The sequence below is a fragment of the Thermosporothrix hazakensis genome (genome assembly GCF_003253565.1).
Classification (GTDB): domain Bacteria; phylum Chloroflexota; class Ktedonobacteria; order Ktedonobacterales; family Ktedonobacteraceae; genus Thermosporothrix; species Thermosporothrix hazakensis.
The window spans coordinates 18,032-41,692 of the sequence record NZ_QKUF01000036.1; the positions used below are offsets into that span (position 1 = coordinate 18,032).

The window sequence follows — 23,661 nt, forward strand, 5'->3', positions numbered from 1 at the left end:
GAAAAGGGGGAAAAAGAGCTTAATGACAGGATGGCAACATGTTGTCTACATGTATGTATTCACAATATATTGTGTCTAAATTGTATTTATAACACAATATATTGTGAATACAGGCTTGACAGGCACATTGCTTTTCTTTTATACTAGTCCCGATTAATCTGAACCAGAAAGGAAAAGAAAGAGATGCCTTCAGGAATGTCAGCAGAACGTTTTTTTAAACCGGTTGTTGTTAAATTGCCCTTTGGCACTTTCCAGTTGCGGCAATTACGCTTGCGGGATGTGAGTGATGTGGAACAAACTGGGTCTCAGGAGCTCTCGGCTCGGCAGTATGCGGAGATGCTGCTTGACCGGATGATGATTGAGCCACGCTCGTTTGTTGAGCGAATAGGGGATGTTCCTGATGAGCAGATCCAGGCGATTCTGCTTGACTGGTGGAATCAGCAGTTTGGGAAGGAGTATCCTCTGTCAGAGGACGCCACGTTACAGACATTTCAGGATGCAGTTGAGCAGCACATGCTGAAACTGGTTAAGTCTTTTAAACAAGATGTTAATCAACTTACGCGAAGTTTTCAATCAACTCTAGATCTGTCAAAGCCGATAAATGAGGTGGTAAAGCCGTTTCGCCTCTCTTCTTCGATGCAAAATCTCTTCCCTTCATTCAAGTTTCAGGATATGCTTCCTTCATTCAAGCCTTCCTTGTTGAGTGTAGAGAAGTTGGGTGTAGAGAAATTGCTTCTGGGAGAGTTTACGGCTCTTAGCCGGTACGTGCAGCAGTCTGTTCAGGCACTGCAACTGAACTGGCTTGCTCCCCTTTCCTCTGATCTCCTGCGGACACAGGAGTTCTTCCAGCGTATTCCTGATCTTTCACAGCTCAGGCAGATGCAGAAAGAAGAGGGACTGGCAGGTGAATCGCTACTGGAGTATGTAGAGCGAAAGATGACCATGAAGGAGCTTCTTGAGATAGTGGGGATGGAAAAACAAGGGCAGCATGATCCACAGGTGGCGCTGGATATGACTCATAATCCCTCTTTTATGGAGTTGCTATTCTCCTTCTGTGAGCACTCTGAGGTCTTGCGTCCTCGTCTGCCCGCACTGCGTGAAGGACTGGCAGTGTATCTGGAGAAGCGGTACTACGCTGCGATCCCGTCCATTATTCCGCAATTGGAAGGGGTTATTGGTGACTTTTTGTTGCTACGCGATATGGTGGTTCTAGATGGGCATACTATCTATCGGCGTGGTCCTGATGGCAGGCCAGCATTGAATAAGAAGAATAAGCCTATTAAATTATCCGGTTTGAGGGATCTGATGAATGAGTCCGGCTGGGCGAATGATTCCTCTTTTTCCGGAATTGCGGCTGTTTTCACTAATTGGATTATCCCGCGGCGCAATGGTGTTATGCATGGGCGGGATCACACCTATGGAGAGGATCCACAGTTTGCTGCGAATTGTCTGTGCATATTACGCTACTTTATTGAGCAGATGCATGGAATCGATCAGTAGTACATTCTCTTGCTATATATGCATAAATATAGATAGACCGTCAGGTGTCTGAACATTTATGCGATTAGCTTCTATGATGATATGCGGCAAGGATACCTATCACTTCAGGGGGGAGGAATTGCTGCTTCTTCTTCCCACAAACAATCCTGATAGGATACATTTCTTTCTTTTGCTTATTTCACTTTTTCACTGTTCGCTTTGTATCATACGCTTCATGTAAATCGATGGGCATGATTTGTGGATGGTCCTTTTGCGGATATGAGGTAAGCAGTGAGAAGGTAAGTGTTCTGCTATGTAGGGCCAGGCTGGTAAGCGACATGATAGTGAGGCCGTGAGATCACTACCTTAATTGTATGTTTTGTAATTAATGAGTGGCATTACCGAATACGCTGTACTTCTATCCTATCGCGAAATGTTGCGGCATGCAAGAGAGAAGTCCTATGACTGAAGAGTAAGTTGACGGGAAGAGAGGAGTAAAAGTAGATGAGGTAGAAATAAGAAAAAGAGAAGCAGAACAGACAGCATCAGTCTAATTGATGAGGTATCATCAGAGAATGAAAGCTGGCCTATCTTGTGAGCAAGAGGCCATTATTTGTCATAGATTTTTTTGTCACTATGACAAAAAATACTCAATATCCAACGGAGCAAGATTCATGTCTGATTCGCATGCCTTATTCTCTGATGAACACTATGATGATGACGACTTCGCGTTCGATGATCAGATCCCTGATGACTTCTACCAATCTTTCGCCGAGTATGCCGAGTATGAGGATGAAGAAGTACCACTCGACACCCCACCGCTTTACCTTGGACCCAAAGAATACACTGAGCTCACCAACCATATCTGGGAGGAGCGAAGAAAACCAATTCAACAGGCAAACATTCACTGGATTACTCCTGGAGGAGATGAAGCAGCACAATGGAACCATATTCTCTCAAACGGACATAGGATCCCCAACCTTCGGGCAGAGGGAATCAAGATTACCAATTGGGAAGCCGAAGACGCCTTTTTCAACGGAGCTGTCCTCACCAGAACACAGATCAACCAGGCCAACTGGCGCCACGTCCAGGCTGAATATCTCCTTGCGAATGAATCCTCATGGAGGCAGTCTATCCTCAGCGCTGCCAATACCTATTCATCATCCTTTCGAGGAGCTAGCTTCTCGGAATGCAAGATGCTCGGCTGGCATAGCGCCCAGAGTGTGCTGACGGAAACGAAACTCTCTGAGTGCAATATGACCAATGTCCATATGCCTGGCTCAAATCTGGAGCAGACTCACATGGAGTATGTTATCGCGACCTCCGCCGATCTCCAATTCACCAAATGGCAAGGTGCCCATCTACACCATATAGATCTTTCCTATGCCAATCTGACTGGCGCTCATTTCATACCAGAAGAGATTTCAGATGTAAACCTCTGCTGGTCCACACTCACAGGAATATCCTTTGGGAAACAGGCAGAACACATTCTCCTGACGGAGAATGTAAGACAGATCCGCTTCCACTTCTATCGATTGTTCTCTCAACGGCGAGAAGCACTCGCTCGCTTTACAAAGTGGCTCAAGCGCAAAGAGCCACTGAAACGGTCTCTCACCGCGCTGCTCTTATTGCCAACGAACAACACCAGCGCTCTTGCTGTAGAGAGATTTTCGAGCGCTTTAACCCCACTCGAAGACCAGGAGTATTCACCTGCTGATACTCCTGTTCGCGCCATTCTTCTTTCATGGTGTCAACAGTTGAGTGATTAGGCCATCACCGGAATGAGAAGCAGAACATATTTCTGTTTCTCATTCTCTCTCCCTCCGCAAATTCGCATTGCTCACACGGTACATGATACGCTGAGCATATGGATAGGAGAAAAGAGGAAAGCCGTTGTATACAAGAAGGATCATCTCTTGTCACTGTTCCCCTCGCCGACAAGCGGTGCATCTGTCCTCCCAGGACAGAGAAGAGAGCAGCTCTTCTTCCTCTCTTACTTGTTTCCCCTCACGCGCCTCAAGAGAAACGCTCCTTTCTCTTGCCCTGCACGCTCTCCCTCTCCCCCGAGCAAGTGTAGGATCGCACACAGCAGCTCTTCCTCTCTCTCTTTCCTAAAAATCAAGAAAATATGTAAAAAGAGAACAAGACATAGCGTATCATAACGGGGTGTATTACTTGTACAATGGCAAATCCTCTATTTGTTTTTCTTACACTTTTCGCTATACTTTTACTCTGCTTCCCTCTACATGAGGAAGCAGACTCAACACATGAGGGGAACAATGCAAAGAAGATTTCTTACTATACCACCAAGAGTACTCTACAGCTTTTCCGCTGAGAGAATTTTACCAATCACTCTGCCTTCGCAAGTCGAAAGTAGCACATTTTGGCACGAGAATCGTCGTGCTGAACTTGCTGCTGGCCTCAAGCCACAAAAACGGCTCTTCTTCCCAATTCACTTCTGTAGCCTATGTGGTATTGGTATTGGCCCTGGCCATCTTGAGCAGGAGATCTATATCTTCTTTGTCCCTGAAGGATATACTCTCTGTGACAAAGACGACAACTGTTTCCAGGTTCAAGAAGGAGGCGAGTTGTTTTTTATTTGTGGTGGCTGTGCCAGGACCAAAAAACTCGGGGCATGAGGGGAAAATACTTGATTCTTCCTATTGGACGACCACTCGCCTTTTTGCTCGCTCAGAAGAAGAAATTGCCTCTTTCCCTGAAAGTCAATTTTCTTCATTAATTTGTATGATCGAGTTTTTTCTTTTTCTAAAGACTATTATATCGATTATCTATGTATTTGCTTCTATCAATCTATCTCTAGCTATTCAGGATCTCATGCATCTTGATCAGCAGTTTCCGTTATACTCACTACAACAATCGGCCAAGAGGAATATCTAGCATAGACAGTAGATACTCTCAACACGACCTTTCCCCTGAAGAATGCCTTTACTTCTTCAGAATATGGTTTTGTTCAACATCAGGGTCGATTGCCGTAATGCGGTCAAATATGCCCAGCTTTCGGGCGATACCCGATTAGAGGCGGCCTGTTACATTCATCTTGCGAATGCGCTCTGTTTTGGCATTCCTGTTTCCCCTGGTAGGGAGGCATTTCTCCCGAAGGCACTTGCACTGTTCCAGCGGGCAGTTGAGCTGAGTCAGAATGGGGGCACTCATTTCCTACGCTCAAAGTCATTGGCAGAGTATGGATTAGCGCTAGCAGCAGCAGGGAATGAATATGAAGCCAATCGTTACCGGGATCAGGCGTTTGAAATATACTTTGGAGGGAGATCAGTCAAGAACCGCCCTATCTTGCGAGCGATTTCGGCCCAGGGCTATTGAATCTTCAGGCGATGATCATCTGAGATCAGCTTGCAGTGCATGGAAAGAAGTCATACTACAAGCAGGTTGAAGAGAGCTATGATGAGTTTTTTCGGTTGCGAGTTCAAGTTCCAGAACGCTTCGCTCTGGAGATGCATAACTATCTGACAGATGCGGTGTTGGCGCGTGGTGAGCTCGACCGTGGTGTCCATATGTTGACACAGGGCTATCAGGAGGCTCAACATCTCAAGAGTACAAAGCGTCTGCTGGAAGTGCAGCGCATCCATAAGAAGGTGCAGGAACACCCCCCTCATTGAAGCAAGATGCAGATTTTGCCGCGCTGGGCTAGGAGCTCGCGTTGATCCGGGTGTAGTGGTATGAGCTGGAGCCATACCACTCTAGCTCATGATTAAGAACTCGCCAGTGGTCTACCCGACACTGAACGATTGTGGTACAACTGCATCCGACGAACGAGCAAGCGCAGATCTTGTGGCAAACGTTACAAGAATATACCGATTGTTTTCATGAGGTCACGTGCCTCGGTGAGAGTTCCTTATCAGCGCAGCCGGGCAGATACATTCACCAGTGGGAGGCATTCATGCAGCACCATTCTTTCGCCCAAGAAGAACCAGATTATATCTCGCTCAAAGAAGTTGAGCAGGAAGTGGGGATATCTCGCGTTATCCTACGCAAATACCAGGCGCAGTTCGGTATTACTCCTCACTCCTTCCACGTCCAAAACCGGAGCCTCTATATTCGGCAAGCAGAGAAAGAACGGATCAAACGTCTGAAGCAAAACCCGACCCTTCTGGAAAAGCTACGCGAAGAACAAAGCAGTTCTCCAATACGGTGACTCGCGCTCCCTCTCTGAGCAAACGCTCCTCTCCCTTTCTTTTCAAAATTTCTGAAACGTTTCAGAAATTCGAAACCTCTTCGTTCTCAGTACGCCAGATCAGTAGAGTACATTCGTTCCATTCTCTTTAAATTCTTCTCAGTATGCTTTACTGCTAAATGCAGAAAAAACAATGCTTCGCACCTGCTGCGAGGAATGTACTGACGCTCCATGAAAAACCACTGGTGGGAGGGTTGTTCAGGCCCCGACAATGCTACGATTCGAACTATGGGGATTGAGATGTGCTTCAGACCTAAGGTTCTCACTCGATATTTTTTAGCTATAATATTCCTTACCTTATTATAAGGTTTCTAAGGAAAAAGTTGACAAAGTAATAAATAAAATTCTATTCTATTAGAAGACGTAAATCAGATTCATTGCGAACAGGGAGACTCTGGCAGACTATTTGGGAAATAGTTCCCATACTCGCAAAAGCATAGAAAGGATTTCTCATGCGCTTCGTAAAGAGACGATTCTTCATAACCCTACTGTTACTTGTCTGCTTCTCTGTTGTAGGGGTATGGCTTTTCTCCTCGCACGTTATCGCTTCACCAGATCAATATGTAAAGAGTGACCCGCTCTCTCAAACAGCTCCATGGATTGTACAACCTCCAGAGTTTCGGAATAAGCTGTTGCATTATACCCAACTTCAGACACAGCAACTGAAAGACAGTGCATCGGCCCCAGAAAAAGAGCGAACAACTTTAGCGGATATATGGATGAAGCTCAATCAGCTTGGTGAGCTAGAGCAATTTTATGGCCTTTACACCTCCGCTGATGGAAAAACCTTCTATCAGGAGATTTATGAGGACAGGCAAACAAGTACAACCGTGTTTGGGAAAAAAGATCCTTTTATGCAACAAATGCCTCTTGGGTGTCCTATACAATCTCCTCAGACTCCTTCCGCTTTAAAGACACCGAGGATTCTATTCATCGATATGATGAAACTGCAACAAGCCACCTTTCAAATGAAAAGAACAGCTCCTGCTCCTTCGCAAAACCTTTCTCCGTCTTTCATAACACAAAAGCAGAGTCTTCCTTCTCCCCAAAAAGTGTATGCAGCGACGGGGGCCGTCCAAATCTGGGAAAAAACGGAAAAACTCAATGGGGGAGAGGCTGAAAGAAATGTCACAGAAGAGATAGACCAACATCATCGCTTGCTTGTGGATTACGCTGTTACCAGAACTGCCAGCGGGGCGATGAGTAGCATGAAGACCGTTTTTGGAACTGTTGAGGTGTATGAGACAGAGAAAGGAACCAGCTCTGTTTTTCCTACCCATGCACAATTGCTTACGAAAGGATGTGATCGGTGAAGAAATGGGCAATACTTCTGCTCTTCCTGGCATTTCTCTGTAGCAGTTTCTTGTTCTTTGTTCCCTCACCTGCTCATGCATGGGATATACCTTGTACTAATGGAACAAACTATGCAGATGGGCGGAATACCTACGATGGTATTGCTATATGGGGCGAGAGCTGTATTATATTCGCTCCGACTGGCGGACAATGGGGCCTCGGCAAATTTACGGGTAGATCTGATTCCAGAACATCGAAATGGGTAGATGGATTATTTGCAACCATTCAGGGGGTGCAGCGGTGTGGAAGTGGATCTTGGGGACAAACATTTTGGGGGCAAGATGGCCCGCGCTCTGCAAACTTTACAAGTGCACATGGAGAGGGAAGCGTTTTTGAATGCGGTCCCGGTGGTAGCCATAGTTATGGTTTTGTGAGTGGTCATTATTTTGGTGAGGCCAAAGGATTTGCATTCACAAAGCTCCCGCTATAGGAAGGATAAGGCCTGCGTGCTGGAGGCCTTATCTATCAATTAATTATGCTGCCTGTAATTAGAGGCAGCATAATGCCTAGGATTGATGACTGAAACAACCTTGCCAGCCGTCAACCCTATCCTGAAAAAGCATCTGTGCTAAACTCTCAGAAGAGAGATGCAAAGTTTCTTGGTGGTCATGGAGCATACTGTGCAGACCATTGGAGCATATTATTCTTCTTACTTGTCAGGTCGGTCAAAGATTGCCCCGCCTATGAGCATTGCAAGAAATGCTATTGCTCCCGCAGTCAGATCAGGCCTCCCGGCCAGTTACTGGTGTAGAAACAGTTGGCTGGGGAACCTCCGAAGAAGATGGCGAAAGGGATGCACGTGAAAGCCCGGAGCCGTGCGCCGTCGCGTTTGATGGCGTTAATCCGCTCCTTATGAGGTTGCCGAATAAATCTGATGTTGTGTGCAAACACATCCTGCCAATCGGCCTCAAACTCTAGCGTAGCCTGCTCATATGCGCGGCTGGCTACGGCTCGCCGCAGTCGCACGGTGTGTCAGACCAGCGCGTTGTCATCCCTCTACATAGCGTTCTGCGGCCCTCTGGATGGCTTCCTGATGATATCTTTTCGGGTGAGGATAGTCTTTCATCTTTTCCTCTCTCTTCTATGAGCATGAAGAGTTTTCAATCTATGCCGTTTTCTCTGATCGGAACAGAAACCACACAAGACCATCAGCAACGATCCAAGTGCAACTCTGCAGTGCTTTACAAGCTACTTTTGCGGACGGCGGAACCGTAAGAGATTTGTCAGGGGTTTGACGAGCACGAGAAGGTTCGTCTCTCCCAGAAACCCACCAAAGGCCTCAAATCCAACATATCCCCATCCCCGAGACTGCATCCACTTGATGCGTTTTCGCTGAGCCTCTGGTGTATTTGGTATGGAGACAACCTTGCGCTCATGACGAGGCGGGGTGGAAGGAGAAACGGCAGGACGACGGACGGGCTGAGGGGAAACTGCTGGAGGATGATGGGGAGGGGAGGGAAGCGTTCTCACAAGATTCCAGACGCTTTTGTAACTCCCGGTAAAACCCTGCGCTTGCAACTCATGCCAGAGCGTTCGAACCTGAACGGGGCCAGCGTGCAGCCGTTGCTCAAGAAACGCACGGTACGGTTCCGCGAGGAAAGGGCGAGGGCTGTGCCGTCGATCCGCCAGCTGCTCCTGCTTGAGATATTTGTGTACCGTGCTTGGGCTGATCTGAAGTTGTCTGGCAATCTCTGATCCGCGCACCCCTTCTCGGGCGAGCGCATGAACGCGCTCAAACATGGCCAGCTGCCAGGCGCGCTGTGGCCCGATCGCCATAGGGGCGCGTCGAGGCGGTTTGCGTCGTTCTCTCGGAACCGACGCAGAAGGTACCGGAGCAGGATCAGGAGGCTGCTGTGCTGCAACGGCTCGGCCTGCCTGGTGCAACAGGGGTAGTTCTTTAGCGAGGATTTTCTGAAACTGTTCACACAGATTGCGAATAAGATGCCAGCGGTCGAGAACTTGCTGGGCAGCAGGGGTGCCGAGACGGATGGCTTTGGCGTAGCAGCCTCCCCGATCGCGGCTGACGATCTCAAGGGCTGGAAATTGCTTGAGGAGTGTTCCCACTTCCTGCTCATCGCAGCTTGTATAATTTACCGCCTTTGACACGGCGCGGTTTCCTGTGCCGCGTCCCGGGTGCTCGCACCATTCGTGCCTTTTTGCAGCGCGATCAAGAACTGGCCCAACTGGGCGTCTGGATTCCTCGTTCGGTTGCCACCATCTGGAACATCCTGCGGCAGCAGGGACTCATCCTTGATCCTCCCCAGCGTAGACGCACGCGGCTTTCCGCCACACAAGCCACTGGAGGAGATCCAAATGGATTTGAAGGATGCTTCCGTTCCGCCAAGCGACGCCGATGAGAAGCGGCAGCACGTGGTGGAGGTGCTCAACTTTGTCGATGCTGGCACCTCCATCTTGCTGGAGGCAGTGATGCGCGATGACTTCCGAGCGGAAACGGCCTTTGAGGCGGGGGGGGCCTTCTTGCAGCGGGATGGCTGCCCACGCCTCCTGACCTTTGATCGCGACCCCAGATGGGTGGGCAGTGCTTCGACACGGGACGTTCCTTCCCCCTTGTGGCGCTTTTTGCAGTGTGTGGGCATCACTCCCCATGTGATCCCGCCCCAGCGGCCCGATCAGCAATGAGCGCTTTGAATTCCACGCCTGGGTCGAAGTGGATGGCGTGGTCGTGAATGCTCTTCCAGAAGTGGCAACAGGCTCCTCGCCGCTCGTGCGGATCCTTATCGTGCACCCTCCCTCACACACCGCTTCCCGCCCGCTTCAAGCGGGGAAACACACGGCATGATCCGCTCAAACCAGCTCAATATAACACCCGCCGACTTCTGTGACTCTCCCTGGCAAGAGGTCCCACTGGATCGGGTTGAGGGCATCGTCGATAGCCCGCCCGACCGCCTGGCGCGCTTCTGCTTCCTCCGCTTCCATCCATTCATCTTCAATAGAGCTTATGTCTGAAATGAGATCTTCATAAACAAGATCCTCCGAGTTGCCAATTGGGGCGTTCAGACTTATTTGTTTTGGAGCCTGTGCACGATATTCAGGTCTCTCTGTGATCTTGAATTCCATTACGCCTATACAGGCAATAGTGCTGCATCTCGCGTCGTACGATAGCTCTGAGATACCGTCCGGGATGTCTCGCGCCCGCGATCGCTTCGCGATTCTCTCGGGTCGCCAGGTTAGCGACTCCGATCAATTCATCGGCTTCGTCGCTGTCCTCAAACTGGTAAATGAACGCATAGAGAGAGGCCAGTCGGGTTTATATACCGCAAATTCGACTGTATAAGTGTGTCGAGTGCGGCGATATCGCCAGATCGCACTTGTTCTTCAATCGTGAATTCATCCTCAAAAATCAAATTGTTGAGGTCGTTTAGAGAGGAATTCGGATACTTTCCTCCTGATGTCAGCTTGTTTCTCTCTCAAGAGAGAGGATTGCTCCTCCCTCCCCCGGGCCCGGGCGAATCAACAATATAGCCTCGACACTTGGGACACCGCTCCTCATACGCGGTCTTGCGGTTGCGAGTGGGGGGAAGGGATTTCTCCCTTCCCACGGCACCGCTCACAGTGAGATCGCGGCCTTTGCAGGTAGGGCACACCCACCCCGCGCCCTTTACATGTTTCGCATGCCATAATCTTTTACCTCCTTTTAGGATTTGATCTACCACTCACTTGGTACCTGTATATTACAATGCCTTGTAGCATTATTTTCAACGAAAAAACGGGAATGCCTTGTAGCATTCTCTTTCTGGTACTTTCAGGCTCAACCACACTGAAATGGTTGCGCGTGTCTCACTTCCGTTAGCGTGATCGCGTCCCTCCGCTCGCTCACCACAAGAGGAGCAAAACGGCTTACCGGCGCCCAGAGTTGAGCTTGAGCCAAAAAACACCGCCTATCGAAACGCTCGAAGCCAGGGCCAAGCTGTGCGAGAGCATTGGAGCGAAGCGGAAACACTTGACTGCCATGACAGAATCTGACAGCGAAACGCGCTTCCTTCTCCTCCCTCCTACAAGGCTCATCAAGCTTCTTTGAGAAAGGTCTTGACAATAATGGCTTCGGTCATTATAATAGACTGAGAAGGAGGTAGACGAAATGGAACGAATTGGCACGATTGATCGAAATGAGTGGGTTACAGCCGCAGAGGCTGCGCAAATGCTTGGCACATCAACAAAATATATCCGTACCCTTGCCATACAATACGGCAAGATTGATTATTATCAGTTGAGTCCGAGTGTCTACCTGTACTATAAGCCCCACATTGAGCAAACCACCATACGGAACCGACCCGGACGGCATCCCAAAAAGCCCGAGCATAGTCAGGATAGGCAGAAGCTCCAGGCAAAAAAGCACCTCTGGACAAGCTTGGAAGAGCGTTTCAAGCGCACGGTTGACGGAGCTGGTCAATTCATCGACCCAGGAATACTGGAGACGGTTGTGGCTCTAAATGCTCTGGGGATCTATACGATCGCCTCATGTGAAGGACATCTCGGCCCTCACGGCGAAGATGAGGGTATGCCCTACCCGTGGGTCGAGGTAGAAGCCGCTCCAGAGACAATACAAGGTCTTTCTCTTGAGGAGGAAGCACTTCAGCATCTCCGGGTACGAGCACAGCTCCAAGAGATCCTAGAGCACTTCTATACCCGACGTTCCGTACCCTTTGACCACCATCTGATTATTCAGGGGTTCGTCTTTCCCGGTATGCCGCCTATGAATCGCCTTGAGCCGCAGGGCGCAGGCCTTCAGAATCTTCGTACCGTAGAGGAAAAGCGGCATCATCTCGCCCTCTATCAAGAGGAGATGCGAGCCTTTACTGACTTCCTCAAGGCACGCTTCTGGAAAGCATAGGCGTGTTGGAGCCAGGGCCGGGATATCCTTTGCCCTGGCTCTTTCTCTTTAGGAAGATACTGTACCACTTCTAAGCTCAATTCTGATCATAGAGTGAACTGACCTTTCCAGTGAGAAGAGAGCCATATGAATATCACTTGCAGAAATGCTCCTGACTCCCACTTCCGCCTCAAACACTCTCCCTCCTTGAGCAATGTATCCTGAAGCTCTTACAAGCATTCCAGGTTCTTCTGAGCCTCGGCCCGCACGCTTTCCAGCTCTGACCGCATCCGCTCAACCTCTTCTCTTTCTCGTTTTACGCTCTCCTGAAAGGTTGTACGGTGGGCCTGAAGCAGCAGTTCTTTTTTTCTCTCTGTTTTACTATTTTCTGCCGCAATGCCTGTATATGCTCCTCCGCACCTGCAAGCTGCTTCTGATCATCCCGGCCTCCCTCGGTAAGCTGTTCTTGGTGCTTGGCTTGAAGCTGTTGTACCTGTAGCTCCATCGCTTCCATCTGGCAGATTGCGACCTCCGCAGCATCTCGCTCAGTCCGTGCCTCTTCCTGAGCGGCCTTAGTTAATTCAGGAGCGATAGAGATATAATGGGTGCTTGGCACAGGAGTGCCGGAGAGTCTCATTCTTTATGCAAGAGAAAAGTCCTATAACTGAAGAGTAAGTTGACAAAAAGAGAAGAGAAATGGTATTTTTCACGTAGAAAATCGTTTTATCGAACCACGCCGTAAAACCCTCGGCTTCAGCCGTAGGGATATAAGGCGCGTTCCTTTTCATGCGGCTGGGGAAGTGGGGAATGTTGCCGCTTGACAGGAGATAGCTCTGTGCTGTATTTTGTTCGCATGAGTGCAATAACGTACAAATCGAATCGGAATGTCTATTCCTCTTGCACATACCATGTGGTCTTTTGTCCTCAGTATCGACGCAAGGTGCTGACCGACGAGGTTGCAGAACGCTTGAAGCAGATCCTTCAAGAAGTCTGTGAAGAGCGTCAAGCTGACCTGCTCGGCATGGAAATCATGCCTGATCACGTGCATCTCTTGCTTGGTTGCGACCCCCAATTTGGGATTCACCGACTGGTTCGACTTCTCAAAGGGCGGTCTTCCCATCTGTTGCGCCGAGAATTCCCTGTCTTGGTACGCACGTTACCAACGTTGTGGACATCTTCCTCTTTTGTGAGTACGGTTGGCGGAGCACCGTTCGCCGTCATCAAGCAAGACGTTGAGCATCAAAAGAATGTCTAGCCTGAAAACATATAAATATCGCTTATATCCCACGAAAAAGCAAGCGATCACATTACAAGGCGTGCTTGATCGCCTTCGAGAACTCTACAACGCGGCCTTGCAAGAGCGTCGAGACTGCTATAGGTATACCGGCAAGGGAACAAGCTACACACAGCAAGCTGCCCAACTCTCCGAGATCAAGGAACTGCGCCCGGAGTACCAGCAGATTCATAGCCAGGTCTTGCAAGACACGCTCAGGCGGGTGGACAAAGCCTTCCAGGCGTTCTTCCGTCGCGTCAAAGAGGGCGAGACGCCCGGCTATCCCAGATACCAGGGCAAGAACCGCTTTGACAGCTTCACCTACCCACAATCGGGCTTTTCCGTGACGCACGACAACCGCTTGTGTCTCTCCAAGATTGGCACGATCAAGCTCAAGTTGCACCGCCCCATCGAGGGCAAGGGAAAAACCTGTACGCTCAAGCGAGAAGGCGATCACTGGTATTGTTGTTTCGTCTGTGAAGTGGAAACCATACCGCGTACTCCCTCTCCTGATGAAGAGGTGGGCGTTGATCTCGGTGTCTCGAAGCTGGCGACCCTCTCCACAGGCGATGTGATCGAACACCCTCGCTTCTACCGCCAGGCCCAGAAGAAGCTGGCGAAGGCACAACAGGCTCTCTCTCGCAAAAAGAAGGGAAGTCATCGGCGCAAGAAAGCCGTCAAGCGGGTAGCGCGCTTGCATCGCAAGGTGCGCCATCAGCGCAACGATTACCTGCACAAATGGAGTCGCTGGCTGGTCAATACCTATCAGACCATTGTCTTTGAAGAGCTGGCTCCTGCCACCCTCTCCAAACGGCCAAAGGTGAAGCAGGATGCCGAAACCGGGCAGTATCTGCCCAATGGAGCCAGTGCGAAAGCCGGTCTGAACAAAAGTATTTTGGACGCTGGATGGCGTCAATTCGTCACCTTCTGTCAGTACAAGGCAGCATGGGCCGGTACGGTGCAGATCGTGATGGTTGACCCCAAATACACCAGCCAGACCTGTAGCGGCTGTGGCGCGGTCAAGAAAAAGGAACTCTCGGAACGCTGGCATGCGTGCGAGTGTGGGTGTTCCCTTGACCGCGATCATAACGCAGCGATCAACATCCTTCGGCTCGGACGGAGCCGTCAAGCGAACACTTGAGAAGCCCCCGGATTTATCCGTGGGGAGTCGTCACATGACGATCCGAAGCAAGGAATTGGAAATTTGGAGACCACGAAGTCTTTGACCTTCGCTCAAGGAAGGGAAGAATGGAGGAATATATGGTTGAGCGGCAAGAACTTTCATGGCTTCTTCGCCAGGAATATGGCTTGGACGGAAAACTCCATCTCTTACACTCTGTAGACGGAACTGATGGGAAACAGATTCTTGTGATGTATCGTCTTGATATTCCTCATGGCCACTCATGGATTATACAAGCGTATCATGAAACTTTCGCACAACAGCCTATTTTCCCCTGGATCACAGATAATTCCTTGCTCCGTTGGCTCGAACATCGAGCGGCCCTCCTTTCATTTCTAGAGCAACAGAAATACCCTGCACCCCGCCTTCGCCTGACCCAGAACCAGAAAATGCTTTGTTGCCACAATGGTTGGTTTCTCTCTGTTTCTTCATTTATTGATGGAATAGCAGAAGACATGTCGATTGAGACGCTTTCTTCCGCTGCTACCTATTTAGGTTCCCTCCATCAGCTTCCGCTTCCATCAAATATATCCTGGTCCTGGTGGAATCCCTCGCTTATGGCCCGAGCACAGGAACCTCTGGATCATGTTCTTTCCAATAGAGAGGATCTTAAGGATCTTCTCCACACCTGTTCGCATCTTTTGCAATCTGTCCTTCAATACGTCGGTCCTCTCTCTCTGGTACATGGCGATTGCTGGCTTCCCAATTTATTGAGGACAAAAGAAAATGTAGCGTTCATTGACTGGGAGTTTGCTGGCAAAGGGTATGCCGTACTTGATTTAGGAGCCTTTCTGCTCAAAGGACAGTATTTACCAGGTGGTATCCTTCCTCAAAAGATGATTCCACAGCGTGTCCAGGCAATTGTAGAGGGCTATAGACAAAGAAGGCAGTTAAGCGAAGAAGAGATAGCTCTTCTACCAGATGCGATACGCTTTACCATGGCTTGGCGAGGTATTTTGGCATGTGCTCGTTTTTCCTCTAATATCCGGACATCAGGCATTGATGCACTCTTTTCTCGTGTCCAGCAGGGTTTACAATTAGCCAATGATATTATCCCTATAGCTCTTCGTGCATTACAGTACTAAATTCACTTATGTTATCTCTCTTCTGTGGATAAAACTATATCCCATTTTCCCTACTCATTTAAGGGAACTTGATTATCGTTTCACTTTTTGATATATTTTAGAGTAGTAGATAGAAGAAATGCTTGGAAACATTTCTTCTTCTCTTTCTAGATTTTTTTCATCTTTTTCTTGAGAAAGAGGGTCCTAATGGAAAAACAGACACGCCGTACGCGTAAGGCATCCAATACATCAGGGAAGCGTCTTCCCCTAACTCAACCAAAAGTCCGGACACTTGGTCGTGTTGAACAACTAACCAGAGGAGGAGGAGATTCAAAAGAATTTGATAGCTACGAAGATCATCGTCCATAGATAGATCGAGCTTTTTGAACGGTACGGTGACGATTGTCCCGTATCGTTTTTTCACTCCACAGAGAGGAGTACCTATGCATTCCTTTCTCACCTTTTCTCATTGTTCTGGTATACACCAGTGGGAAGAGACATTAACGTTGACCCAGGGAACACTGACTTTTGCCGGAACACTTTTCTCTGTTTGCCAACAGGAAACTTGTCTGGCTCACTTTCTTGCAGGACAATATCAAGAAGCCTGTACACTACTTAAGGGCGATTATGTCGGGTGCTTTGTTTCCTCACATGTTGTAGTCTTCTGGAAGACACAAACAAGTAATAGGACTCTTTTCTATCGTCGCGATGGAGCATTGGTGCGTTGGTCTACCACACCAACTGATTTGATCGATAGCCTGGACGATTTTACGAGAACAGGCCTTCATGCCTGTTGTTGGGGAGAGAATGCCTGGATTTACCAACAGCTCCATTGGACCCCTGCTGGTTATGCAGTTGTACTGACTCCTGAGCGTGAAACAGTATTTCCGCTTCAACAGCCTTCTCTTCAGAAGAGTCAGTTCCCACGCCGTTCCCTTCAGCAGTGGGCTGAAGAGGCTTTTTCCAGACTTTGTCAAGCCGTTCATCCGCTTGTAGCATGTCAAAAAACTATAGGAGTGCTTTTGAGTGGAGGAATTGATTCATCTGCGCTTGCAGCAGCACTGGTGTATCAGGGCGCCTCTGTTATTGGCTATCATTTTGCGCATAAACAAAATGCTGCAAATGAGAGATCATTTGCTCAGGCTGTTTGTACAACCCTCAATATTCCATTTCGCTGGATTCCCGCCTCGATAGGACCTGACTACCTCCTTGGTTATCTTTCTCAAACCTGGATTATGCCGCATCCCTATGGGCATGGAGGATATCGTTGGTTTGAGCAGATAGCGGATTTGATGAGGCAAGATCGAGTAACAATAGCAGTAACCGGGAGGTACGCTGATACCGCTTTTGGTCCCTTGGAACGGTACAGTATAGCGGATATTCTCTCGGCACCGCTTCCTTGGAAAGAGCGGTGGAACATGCTTTTGCACTCGCTCTCGACAAATTGGGAGCTCCCTGATCTGTTCCGGAGCTTTTTGCACTCCGATTCTCTCATTAACTCTGCCTCTTTTTCTCGCTCAGATCATGTTCTGGATCAACCAAAACACCGTGCCGATTTTCTTTCTGCTCTGCCGAATCGATCCTTCTTAACCTATTCACCCTTTGCTACGGAACGAAGCCTTGATTTCTCCCCCCAAGACCTTGCGACAGAAGAACTCTGGCATCATTATGGTATTGAGATCTTTCATCCATACTCCTATGAACCTATTCAAGAGTTTGCCGCTCAGCTACCATATGCATACCGATTCTTTCCCTTCCAGGGTCAAAAAATAACAAAACCTGTACTTCGGTTAGCTTTTGCCCATCTGCTACCTCCTGAAGTACTTCGACGTGTTCGCTGTCTTTGGCTCAATGTTCCTGGGCAAACCCTCTGTTTGAACGAGCACCTTCTTTTAGCGAAGTTACTCGGAAGTGATGACGCATGGGTAGTCCGTTTGGGCTTCGTCAACCAAGAAAGATTACGACAAGTTCTTACTGATCCTAGCCGACTTCGGGCCAACTCCCAGACCTTGATTGCGACGGCAATGGTTGAGCTTTTTCTGCGGCAACATAGTATCTCTTCTCTACTCCAATGAGCAAATAGAGGTCTTACATATGGGACAAATTCATCTCACTCCAGGAACGACCTTTGACATAACTGATGGGAGCATCGTTTTCCTTTCTGAGCAGAGCGGATATTATTATACTCTCGATCAATGTCAGACATGTTTGTTTCTTGCATTGCTGCTTACCGATACCTTAGAACAGGCTGCACAAGCAGCGAAAGAAGATATCGATGCAGACGAAACGACAATTATTACAACCTGCGAGGCGTTGTGTAGCCAGCTAGAATCATACGGTTTGATTCAACGGGGAGAGACACCTGTAATTGTAGATAAAGAATGTCGAGTAGATCAAAACCATACAGCACTTTTTTCTTCTTATCGCCCTGCTGTTTCTCAGCCTCTCTGGTATCAGCAATCAATTCCATGGGAGTTTTTTCAGACTGGTTCGACATCTTTGAGTCCTCTTCCTTCAATCTCGTGGCACTCTCGTCTCTCTGCCTTATTTCAAGCTGCCAGTCTGCTCATACTCTTTCGGCGAACGCAAAGAATGCAATGGTTGCCGTTAATAAAGCAGAGATTGAATGAGTTAGCCATCCCTAATAGGACGCTCTCTCTAGAACCTGAAAACTGGCAACGGTTAGGGAGACGGGAGCTACTCTGGAGCCAGTTTTTGACACGAATATTTTTTCCGCGAGGGAAATGTGTCCCATGCTCGTTAGGTCTCTGTGCTTATCTGTTAGCACTGGGATTGCCTGCTCAGTTGGTTATCGGGCGTGCTCAGTTTGATTCATCTGATATATTTCACGCCTGGGTTGAAATAGCAGATCGGGTTATCAACGATGATGACGTCATTCGGTTGGGATATACTGTTTTATGGCGCGTTCCAGAAAGCTTCACTCAAAGCCAGTCATTGAGCCAGAAAAAAATAAGGATGTGAAATTATCAATGTCATATACTGAAGAACAAGTTTAAATGAAGGATGAGTGGATATGAAAAAGAAAACACCTTCCCTGAGTCACACGACCTGAAGAATCTGTGCTGCGATCTTGAGGCTAGAGAAGATCAAGAAGAGCAAAAAGGCTATCAGAACTGATAGCCTTTTAATTTTTCTATCCGCATGCGTCTCTAAAATAGACGGTCACCTTTCGCGATCACCCAAAAAGCTATCTACTCTATTACAGGAGAGAAGATGCAAAAGCATCCCCACTCTATTTTGGCTGAGTGAAGTAGAGAATAGATCTCTTCTAGCGAGATTCTGGTTTTCAGCGTGTTTCATGTTTGCTTCCCTTGACAGTGATTCTCTTCGACATGTGCTCTGGCTTCAGATAGAAATGCTGATTATACTCGATATATTGTCTGACAAACTCTCGCTCACCGATACGAATCAGCTCATAACCATAAACCTCGTGCTCCGACTCACTCATATCTCTGACACGTTGTAACAACGACTCATACCGATGATACCGGTAAACTCGCTGTTTTTTTATCCGCTTTTCAAAGTGCTCCGCTTCATCATGCCAGGTCAAATGGCTCCGTTCTTTCTGGAAATACAGGAATCTGCTTCACATAAGCATCTATCACCCTACAAATCCGCGTCACTGGACCTCAGTGAACGTGCAAGAGTTCAAGGGTCAGATCAGCCCTGAGCTCTTGTGGAGATCGCACGAAGGGACCTTAATCGCTATTACAACAAAGCGATCAAGCAGTATACACTACCGCTTTCTTTCGGTGAAGCTATGCTCATCGTGGATGCACCCAACGGATATATTATGACACCGGAGGGGCCACATCTCATATTTTTTACTATTCAGGAGAGTATAACCAATTTAGGGAAAAAGTGGGATGTTGATCGAAAAAAGCTTCTACAGAAATTTGTTGACCTGACACTACAGCAATGAGTGGCTCTCGTAGACAAAGTAGAACGCTGGTGGGAGAATACCAACCACACAAGTAGCGAAACACAGGAAGAACGGTGTATCAAAGTGGGGTTCATTCCTCCTCCTCGTGAGGGAATTGCACCTCAAAGAGAATGGACATGGTCCGGTTGAATAGCCAGTTCGAGAATGTGCCAATCGTTTTCGTTGGTAACCTGCTCGATGATCTCTTTCAGGCGATCATGAACGGGACCGTTCAAAATCTTTCGTCTCCGCTTAGGACACCAAATGATGTGATACACCATCAGATAGACCGTATGTTGTTCGTGTTGATACTCCACGTAGAAAAGGACAGACTCATCTGCGATAGGTGTCAATACCCAGGCTTGAGGCCCTATGCCCAAGCCCCATAAAAGGAAGGCCCATTCATCCCCCGCTTAAAAGATGGAGGCTTTCTGGGCCATTAACAGTAAATCCCGTAATTCTATGATATCTTTATCACCCGACCAGATTCCTTCCATGATCTGATAGCCCAAGTTTGCTTCGTTCAGATAGGTTTCGCTTTGAAGTCGTTGCGCAAAAAGCACAACAGCTTTCCAGAGAGCGATAGAGCGCCCTTTATCCTTTTTGGCTCGTGGAAGTTTGAGAGATGCAAACATGGCTTCGCTCAGAATGCCCAGATGAGTGCGGGTTGCGACGGGCAATTTTGCATTGAAGTTTCCACTTTCGATATCAATGATCTGCCCAAAAGTCTCCAACGCGATATCCTGCCGGCCAAGATAGGCAAATGCAATTCCTCGATGCCTTATTAATCTGGCATGGCTATGATTAATATAAGGGGGAATATGTTCTGTATTTGCCTCCCTCGCAAAAAAGGTTTCTTCGGCTTTTGCCAGGGATGTAAAGGTTTCCGGCTTCCGATGGAGCGCCTGGTATTTCGCCAGACCAGTGTAAATCCATGACTCGATTACGGGGGAAACTTTCGTGTGTCGCTTTTGTTCTATCAGATAGGCTGCTTCTTCTGCATACTGAAGAGCATTCATCTTCTGATACCCCGAAGTCCATTCATAAGCGCCGGTTAATTCTCGGAGAGCCAGGACAAGGGACGCTCTGTTCTGACTTTGTCTCGCATAGGAAACTCCTTGTTCCGCATACAGCAAGGCTTTTTTTGTTCCTTCGAGATGGTAGCTGATCCTAGACTTGAGTTGGAACGTCTGAGAAAGAAGTGCAAGTGCTACATGCTCATACTTTCCTTGTGCTGCTGCTTGTAAGAGAGGCACGTAACTTCCCAGAACGGAGTATGCACACTCCATTTCTTTTCGCTCGCCTGCCGCCAGATAACCACAAGCAGTGAGGCCCGCCGCGCACTCATGAATTACTTCTTCTGCTGTATGTTTGTCAGATCTCCCTTTTAACAGTAAGGGGAGGAATGCGACCCGTTGTAATGCTTCTGTTCGCATGGGTTCTGTTGCCTCATCGATAATACGTGTAAGCTCCTGCTGTAGCATCCAGCAGGATTCAGAGGGAGTGAATGGTATTGCCATGAGTTGAGTTGTAAGATCGGCTTGGCTGTAGGTTTGAAGATTATGTGTTTCCTGTGTGGTGTTTACAGGCATTGGTATGTTCTCGTCATCCAGACCTAGTTCTTCTTTTGACGATCCATACACCTTGCATAATTTGGCTCGATCATAGGCTGATGGGGTGGCTCCTAATTCCCAACGGTTCAGCGTATTAGGAGCACAACCTATGTGGCTTGAAGCTGTTTCTAGCGTCCAATCCCTGCTTGTCCTTGCTTCTATTAATTTTAATCTTTTAGACCGTTTTGTCATAATTCTACATCCCTTCTTGCAATAAACCACAAAACTGTATATCTGATATTTAGCATAGCATGATTAGAAATACTTGTCGAGTGGGAAAACGGCATCTTGTTGAGGAGATGTTGAAATCTGTAGAAAGAAGAAAAATTGGAGAAAAGAAAGCTTGTTCATACATTCAAAATTGCATTTTCAGCTTGTATCTCATTATAGATATACTTCTTTATAGATACAACGATCGAGAGATGAGAAAAAGAGATATTTGACGGCAGAGAAAGATTACACAGTCAAAGAAGGCGATTATACTCTGTACAGTGGATTTAATTCTCAGGAATCGCGTCGCGTGTTTCTGGGGGCGGCAAAAGTTCCTGCCTATTTTGCGTGCAGCATCCAGCTTCTGAAAGGCAACCAGCTTCTTGGGAAGTTCCTCGAACGGATCGGATATCGGCAGCAGGACAAAGAGCGACTGCAATCGATCGAGAAGGAGAGAGAAAAATGAAGCAGACGCCCTTGAGCAATGACGCCATTTTTGCCACTGGTTGACCAGCACATCTTCGGCTTTGAGCCGACGTGTCACGGGCCGTGCCAGGACTGGTTCTTACGAGGGTATCAGGAGATCTACAAATGCCGGGAGTGCGGTGCAGAGGTCATGAGCGACGATTTTCAGAGACTCCCGCCTCAGCACCCTCGACACATTCCAGAGTACCGCCTGGAACAGCTTCTCCAAGCGGTGAAACCCCTCAAGCCAGAGCAACAGAAACGGGTTGTCATCGGGCAGCTTGCCGAGGTCTCCTCGGCTGATTGGCCTCTCACAACGGTGCTTGCCCATCTGCTTGTCACGCTCACTGCTCGTCAACTTGCCATTGCGATACTCTGGGCGCTTGGCGTTCTCGACGACCAGGAGCAAGAACAGTCAGCTGAAGCTGAGGTGTGGAATCCCCACCAGGCAAGACGATTTTTCTGTTTCAGGTCACCATAACTGTGGATATCAAGAGAGGACAGGGAAGGTCCAGAGCATGCTTCAAAGGATGAGAAAGAAAGTAACTGACTGGTTGCAGGCATTGGAGAACGATGGCCCAAAGTGATAGCTGCTGGTCGTCGTCAGTTTTCGTCTCAGGTGCTAGCAAGCACTCTGCTCCTCTCTGCGATCGGTGCGGGCTGGTTGGTGGCGCAGAACAGTGAGGAGATATCTAACTCTTTACAGGAGATCAGGATGAGGAAGCACCGGGAGCGGCATTCTGGTGGCACAACAGGGTGATACAATGAAGATGGGAGACAAGTGGGTCTCACTGGTGTGCCGGTCTCTCTCGATATGACGGCACAGTGCTGGCGTCTCTCGATTCGCTTTGAGGAGACGGAGACAAGCATAGAGGCGAGCGTATGCAAAAAACGGAATGTGACTTCTTGATGGAACACGTCTCCCTGACGTGTGTCTCGCTTCGCGATCTTCAAAATCAGATGGCACATGCTCAGGAGCGTTTACAAGCTCTGGTTGCATCACGTGATCGAAAAAGAGGAAAAGAGGCGACTGCTATGCTGGTGGCAGCTCTCTGCCTCAAACTGGATCTGCTACCGGCGTGGTTGCGGTTGCTTCAAGATGAATATCAAGGAGATGTCGTATGCAGGGCGAAAAACAACACTCTACGAGTTACGAGTAAAGCACAATATTTACCATCAGGAGTCGCAGGAAGCATGTGAGGCACGGGGGCTGCGTCCCTCGTATCTCGCGTGTATGGCAGGGGCGGCCATTCCGCGTGAAGCTGCTGAAATGATTCTGGCCGCCTTGAATGAGTTGGCGCATACTCACTATCAGCTTGATGAGGTCGACAGAGCGCTCAGGCCTCCGCTTGCAGAGCAGGACCTTGAAGGCAAGCTCAGGCAACTGGACGCTTTGCGGCAACAATGGCTGCAAACGCGGAGAAAGAAAGCGCTGGATGCCTATCGAGTACTGGAGCGATGGTTTGAAAACCAGGGGCTCGCCCCCGCGTATCACGACGCGCTTGAAAAGCATGTGGTCTTGTGAAAGGTTTCTATTGCAGAAAGAGCCAGAAAAAGCGAGTTTGAGACGCAGAACAAGGATACCTCCGAAGTGAGGGCCGGAGACACGATTCTCTACGCGGCAAAGACGCTGAGCAGACGCGCAGAGCGTTCTTTGCTGCCGCGGAAGAGCAAGCATGCGACACCCGGAAAATCATCTTCTACGTCAACATGAACAAAGTATCCGAATTCCTGGAAAAGCCCGAATTCAGATAATAAACATCATCTGTTCACTCTGTTCCCCCTTTTGGAGCCCTGCTCCCTTCTTTGCGTCAGGGCTCTTTTTCACGCTTGCACCTTTGCATCCGAGGACTGGATTTTTGTTGACGGGAGTCGCAACCCCGTCGTCCCTTCCTTCCCTTTCCGGATGGCAACACATCCATACCCGACAATCTGCCTTTACTCGGTGGGCGTGGCCCATGCGGATTTTCTCGGGGCCGTTCACGATCTGCTCGGTCCTTGCTCTTCACGAGGGTGGTAAATCATACAGGAACTGCTTTT

25 protein-coding genes are annotated in these 23,661 nt (G+C 48.6%); 19 read left to right on the plus strand and 6 right to left on the minus strand.

Going from position 1 to position 23,661, the window contains the following annotated elements:
- Positions 1–195: 195 nt before the first annotated feature.
- The 6 genes from EI42_RS27680 (at position 196) to EI42_RS27710 (ending at position 7,002) form a co-directional block, all read left to right on the plus strand.
- The gene (locus tag EI42_RS27680; protein ID WP_111325880.1) at positions 196–1,500 is read left to right on the plus strand and encodes a hypothetical protein; all 1,305 of its coding nucleotides are present in this window, start codon (positions 196–198) and stop codon (positions 1,498–1,500) included.
- A 653-nt stretch (positions 1,501–2,153) separates the two neighbouring features.
- Positions 2,154–3,248, plus strand: coding sequence for a pentapeptide repeat-containing protein (locus tag EI42_RS27685; RefSeq protein ID WP_170142962.1), 1,095 nt, complete (start codon positions 2,154–2,156; stop codon positions 3,246–3,248).
- Between the two features lie 775 nt (positions 3,249–4,023).
- Positions 4,024–4,377 (plus strand): hypothetical protein, encoded by a 354-nt coding sequence (locus tag EI42_RS27690; protein ID WP_137686384.1) that lies wholly within the window; start codon positions 4,024–4,026, stop codon positions 4,375–4,377.
- Positions 4,378–4,440: 63 nt separating this feature from the next.
- Positions 4,441–4,818, plus strand: a complete 378-nt coding sequence (locus tag EI42_RS27695) for a hypothetical protein (RefSeq protein WP_111325883.1) — start codon at positions 4,441–4,443, stop codon at positions 4,816–4,818.
- A 35-nt stretch (positions 4,819–4,853) separates the two neighbouring features.
- Entirely contained in the window at positions 4,854–5,114 is a 261-nt protein-coding gene (locus EI42_RS27700; RefSeq protein ID WP_111325884.1) for a hypothetical protein, read from the plus strand.
- 1,027 nt (positions 5,115–6,141) lie between these two features.
- Complete coding sequence (locus EI42_RS27710; RefSeq protein ID WP_111325886.1) at positions 6,142–7,002, plus strand: hypothetical protein; 861 nt, start codon at positions 6,142–6,144, stop codon at positions 7,000–7,002.
- A 757-nt stretch (positions 7,003–7,759) separates the two neighbouring features.
- Here EI42_RS27710 and EI42_RS33535 read toward each other — a convergent pair.
- On the minus strand, positions 7,760–8,008 hold the full coding sequence (locus tag EI42_RS33535) for a hypothetical protein (RefSeq protein WP_211326375.1): 249 nt from the start codon (positions 8,006–8,008) through the stop codon (positions 7,760–7,762).
- 222 nt (positions 8,009–8,230) lie between these two features.
- Positions 8,231–9,148: a hypothetical protein gene (locus EI42_RS27715; RefSeq protein ID WP_111325887.1), complete on the minus strand. Its 918-nt coding sequence runs from the start codon at positions 9,146–9,148 to the stop codon at positions 8,231–8,233.
- Here EI42_RS27715 and EI42_RS32105 point away from each other — a divergent pair.
- From EI42_RS32105 to EI42_RS27730, 5 genes are all read left to right on the plus strand, one after another.
- On the plus strand, positions 9,142–9,399 hold the full coding sequence (locus EI42_RS32105; protein WP_137686381.1) for a hypothetical protein: 258 nt from the start codon (positions 9,142–9,144) through the stop codon (positions 9,397–9,399). The genes EI42_RS27715 and EI42_RS32105 overlap by 7 nt on opposite strands.
- A complete protein-coding gene (locus EI42_RS27720) occupies positions 9,356–9,682 on the plus strand; it encodes a hypothetical protein (RefSeq protein ID WP_111325888.1) in 327 nt (108 codons plus the stop codon). The genes EI42_RS32105 and EI42_RS27720 overlap by 44 nt, the downstream gene beginning before the upstream one ends.
- A gap of 156 nt (positions 9,683–9,838) precedes the next feature.
- Positions 9,839–10,009, plus strand: a complete 171-nt coding sequence (locus EI42_RS32860; protein WP_170142963.1) for a hypothetical protein — start codon at positions 9,839–9,841, stop codon at positions 10,007–10,009.
- Positions 10,010–10,103: 94 nt separating this feature from the next.
- A complete protein-coding gene (locus tag EI42_RS32110; protein WP_137686380.1) occupies positions 10,104–10,337 on the plus strand; it encodes a hypothetical protein in 234 nt (77 codons plus the stop codon).
- Between the two features lie 804 nt (positions 10,338–11,141).
- Complete coding sequence (locus tag EI42_RS27730) at positions 11,142–11,894, plus strand: hypothetical protein (RefSeq protein ID WP_111325890.1); 753 nt, start codon at positions 11,142–11,144, stop codon at positions 11,892–11,894.
- A 295-nt stretch (positions 11,895–12,189) separates the two neighbouring features.
- On the opposite strand, the gene EI42_RS33540 is transcribed toward EI42_RS27730, so the two are convergent.
- Positions 12,190–12,489 (minus strand): hypothetical protein, encoded by a 300-nt coding sequence (locus EI42_RS33540; protein WP_111325891.1) that lies wholly within the window; start codon positions 12,487–12,489, stop codon positions 12,190–12,192.
- A gap of 237 nt (positions 12,490–12,726) precedes the next feature.
- Between EI42_RS33540 and tnpA (EI42_RS27740) the strand changes: the two genes are divergently transcribed.
- The 5 genes from tnpA (EI42_RS27740) (at position 12,727) to EI42_RS27765 (ending at position 18,372) form a co-directional block, all read left to right on the plus strand.
- Positions 12,727–13,128 (plus strand): IS200/IS605 family transposase, encoded by a 402-nt coding sequence (tnpA, locus tag EI42_RS27740; RefSeq protein ID WP_111325923.1) that lies wholly within the window; start codon positions 12,727–12,729, stop codon positions 13,126–13,128.
- Positions 13,121–14,287, plus strand: a complete 1,167-nt coding sequence (locus EI42_RS27745; RefSeq protein WP_111325892.1) for an RNA-guided endonuclease InsQ/TnpB family protein — start codon at positions 13,121–13,123, stop codon at positions 14,285–14,287. The genes tnpA (EI42_RS27740) and EI42_RS27745 overlap by 8 nt, the downstream gene beginning before the upstream one ends.
- Before the next feature lie 119 nt (positions 14,288–14,406).
- Entirely contained in the window at positions 14,407–15,411 is a 1,005-nt protein-coding gene (locus EI42_RS27750; protein WP_170142964.1) for a phosphotransferase enzyme family protein, read from the plus strand.
- 485 nt (positions 15,412–15,896) lie between these two features.
- The gene (locus tag EI42_RS27760; protein WP_170211524.1) at positions 15,897–17,465 is read left to right on the plus strand and encodes an asparagine synthase-related protein; all 1,569 of its coding nucleotides are present in this window, start codon (positions 15,897–15,899) and stop codon (positions 17,463–17,465) included.
- 19 nt (positions 17,466–17,484) lie between these two features.
- A complete protein-coding gene (locus tag EI42_RS27765; protein WP_111325896.1) occupies positions 17,485–18,372 on the plus strand; it encodes a lasso peptide biosynthesis B2 protein in 888 nt (295 codons plus the stop codon).
- 325 nt (positions 18,373–18,697) lie between these two features.
- On the opposite strand, the gene EI42_RS27770 is transcribed toward EI42_RS27765, so the two are convergent.
- From EI42_RS27770 to EI42_RS27785, 3 genes are all read right to left on the minus strand, one after another.
- Positions 18,698–18,961, minus strand: coding sequence for a hypothetical protein (locus tag EI42_RS27770; RefSeq protein ID WP_111325897.1), 264 nt, complete (start codon positions 18,959–18,961; stop codon positions 18,698–18,700).
- A gap of 494 nt (positions 18,962–19,455) precedes the next feature.
- Positions 19,456–19,650 (minus strand): IS200/IS605 family transposase, encoded by a 195-nt coding sequence (tnpA, locus tag EI42_RS27780; RefSeq protein WP_111325899.1) that lies wholly within the window; start codon positions 19,648–19,650, stop codon positions 19,456–19,458.
- 96 nt (positions 19,651–19,746) lie between these two features.
- Positions 19,747–21,138: a helix-turn-helix transcriptional regulator gene (locus tag EI42_RS27785; RefSeq protein WP_137686378.1), complete on the minus strand. Its 1,392-nt coding sequence runs from the start codon at positions 21,136–21,138 to the stop codon at positions 19,747–19,749.
- Between the two features lie 247 nt (positions 21,139–21,385).
- Between EI42_RS27785 and EI42_RS27790 the strand changes: the two genes are divergently transcribed.
- From EI42_RS27790 to EI42_RS27800, 3 genes are all read left to right on the plus strand, one after another.
- Positions 21,386–21,622 carry a hypothetical protein gene (locus EI42_RS27790; RefSeq protein WP_111325901.1) on the plus strand — a complete coding sequence of 79 codons (237 nt, stop codon included), beginning with the start codon at positions 21,386–21,388 and terminating at the stop codon, positions 21,620–21,622.
- A gap of 18 nt (positions 21,623–21,640) precedes the next feature.
- Positions 21,641–22,102, plus strand: a complete 462-nt coding sequence (locus EI42_RS27795; protein ID WP_111325902.1) for a hypothetical protein — start codon at positions 21,641–21,643, stop codon at positions 22,100–22,102.
- 486 nt (positions 22,103–22,588) lie between these two features.
- Entirely contained in the window at positions 22,589–23,146 is a 558-nt protein-coding gene (locus EI42_RS27800; protein WP_211326376.1) for a hypothetical protein, read from the plus strand.
- Positions 23,147–23,661: the final 515 nt, after the last annotated feature.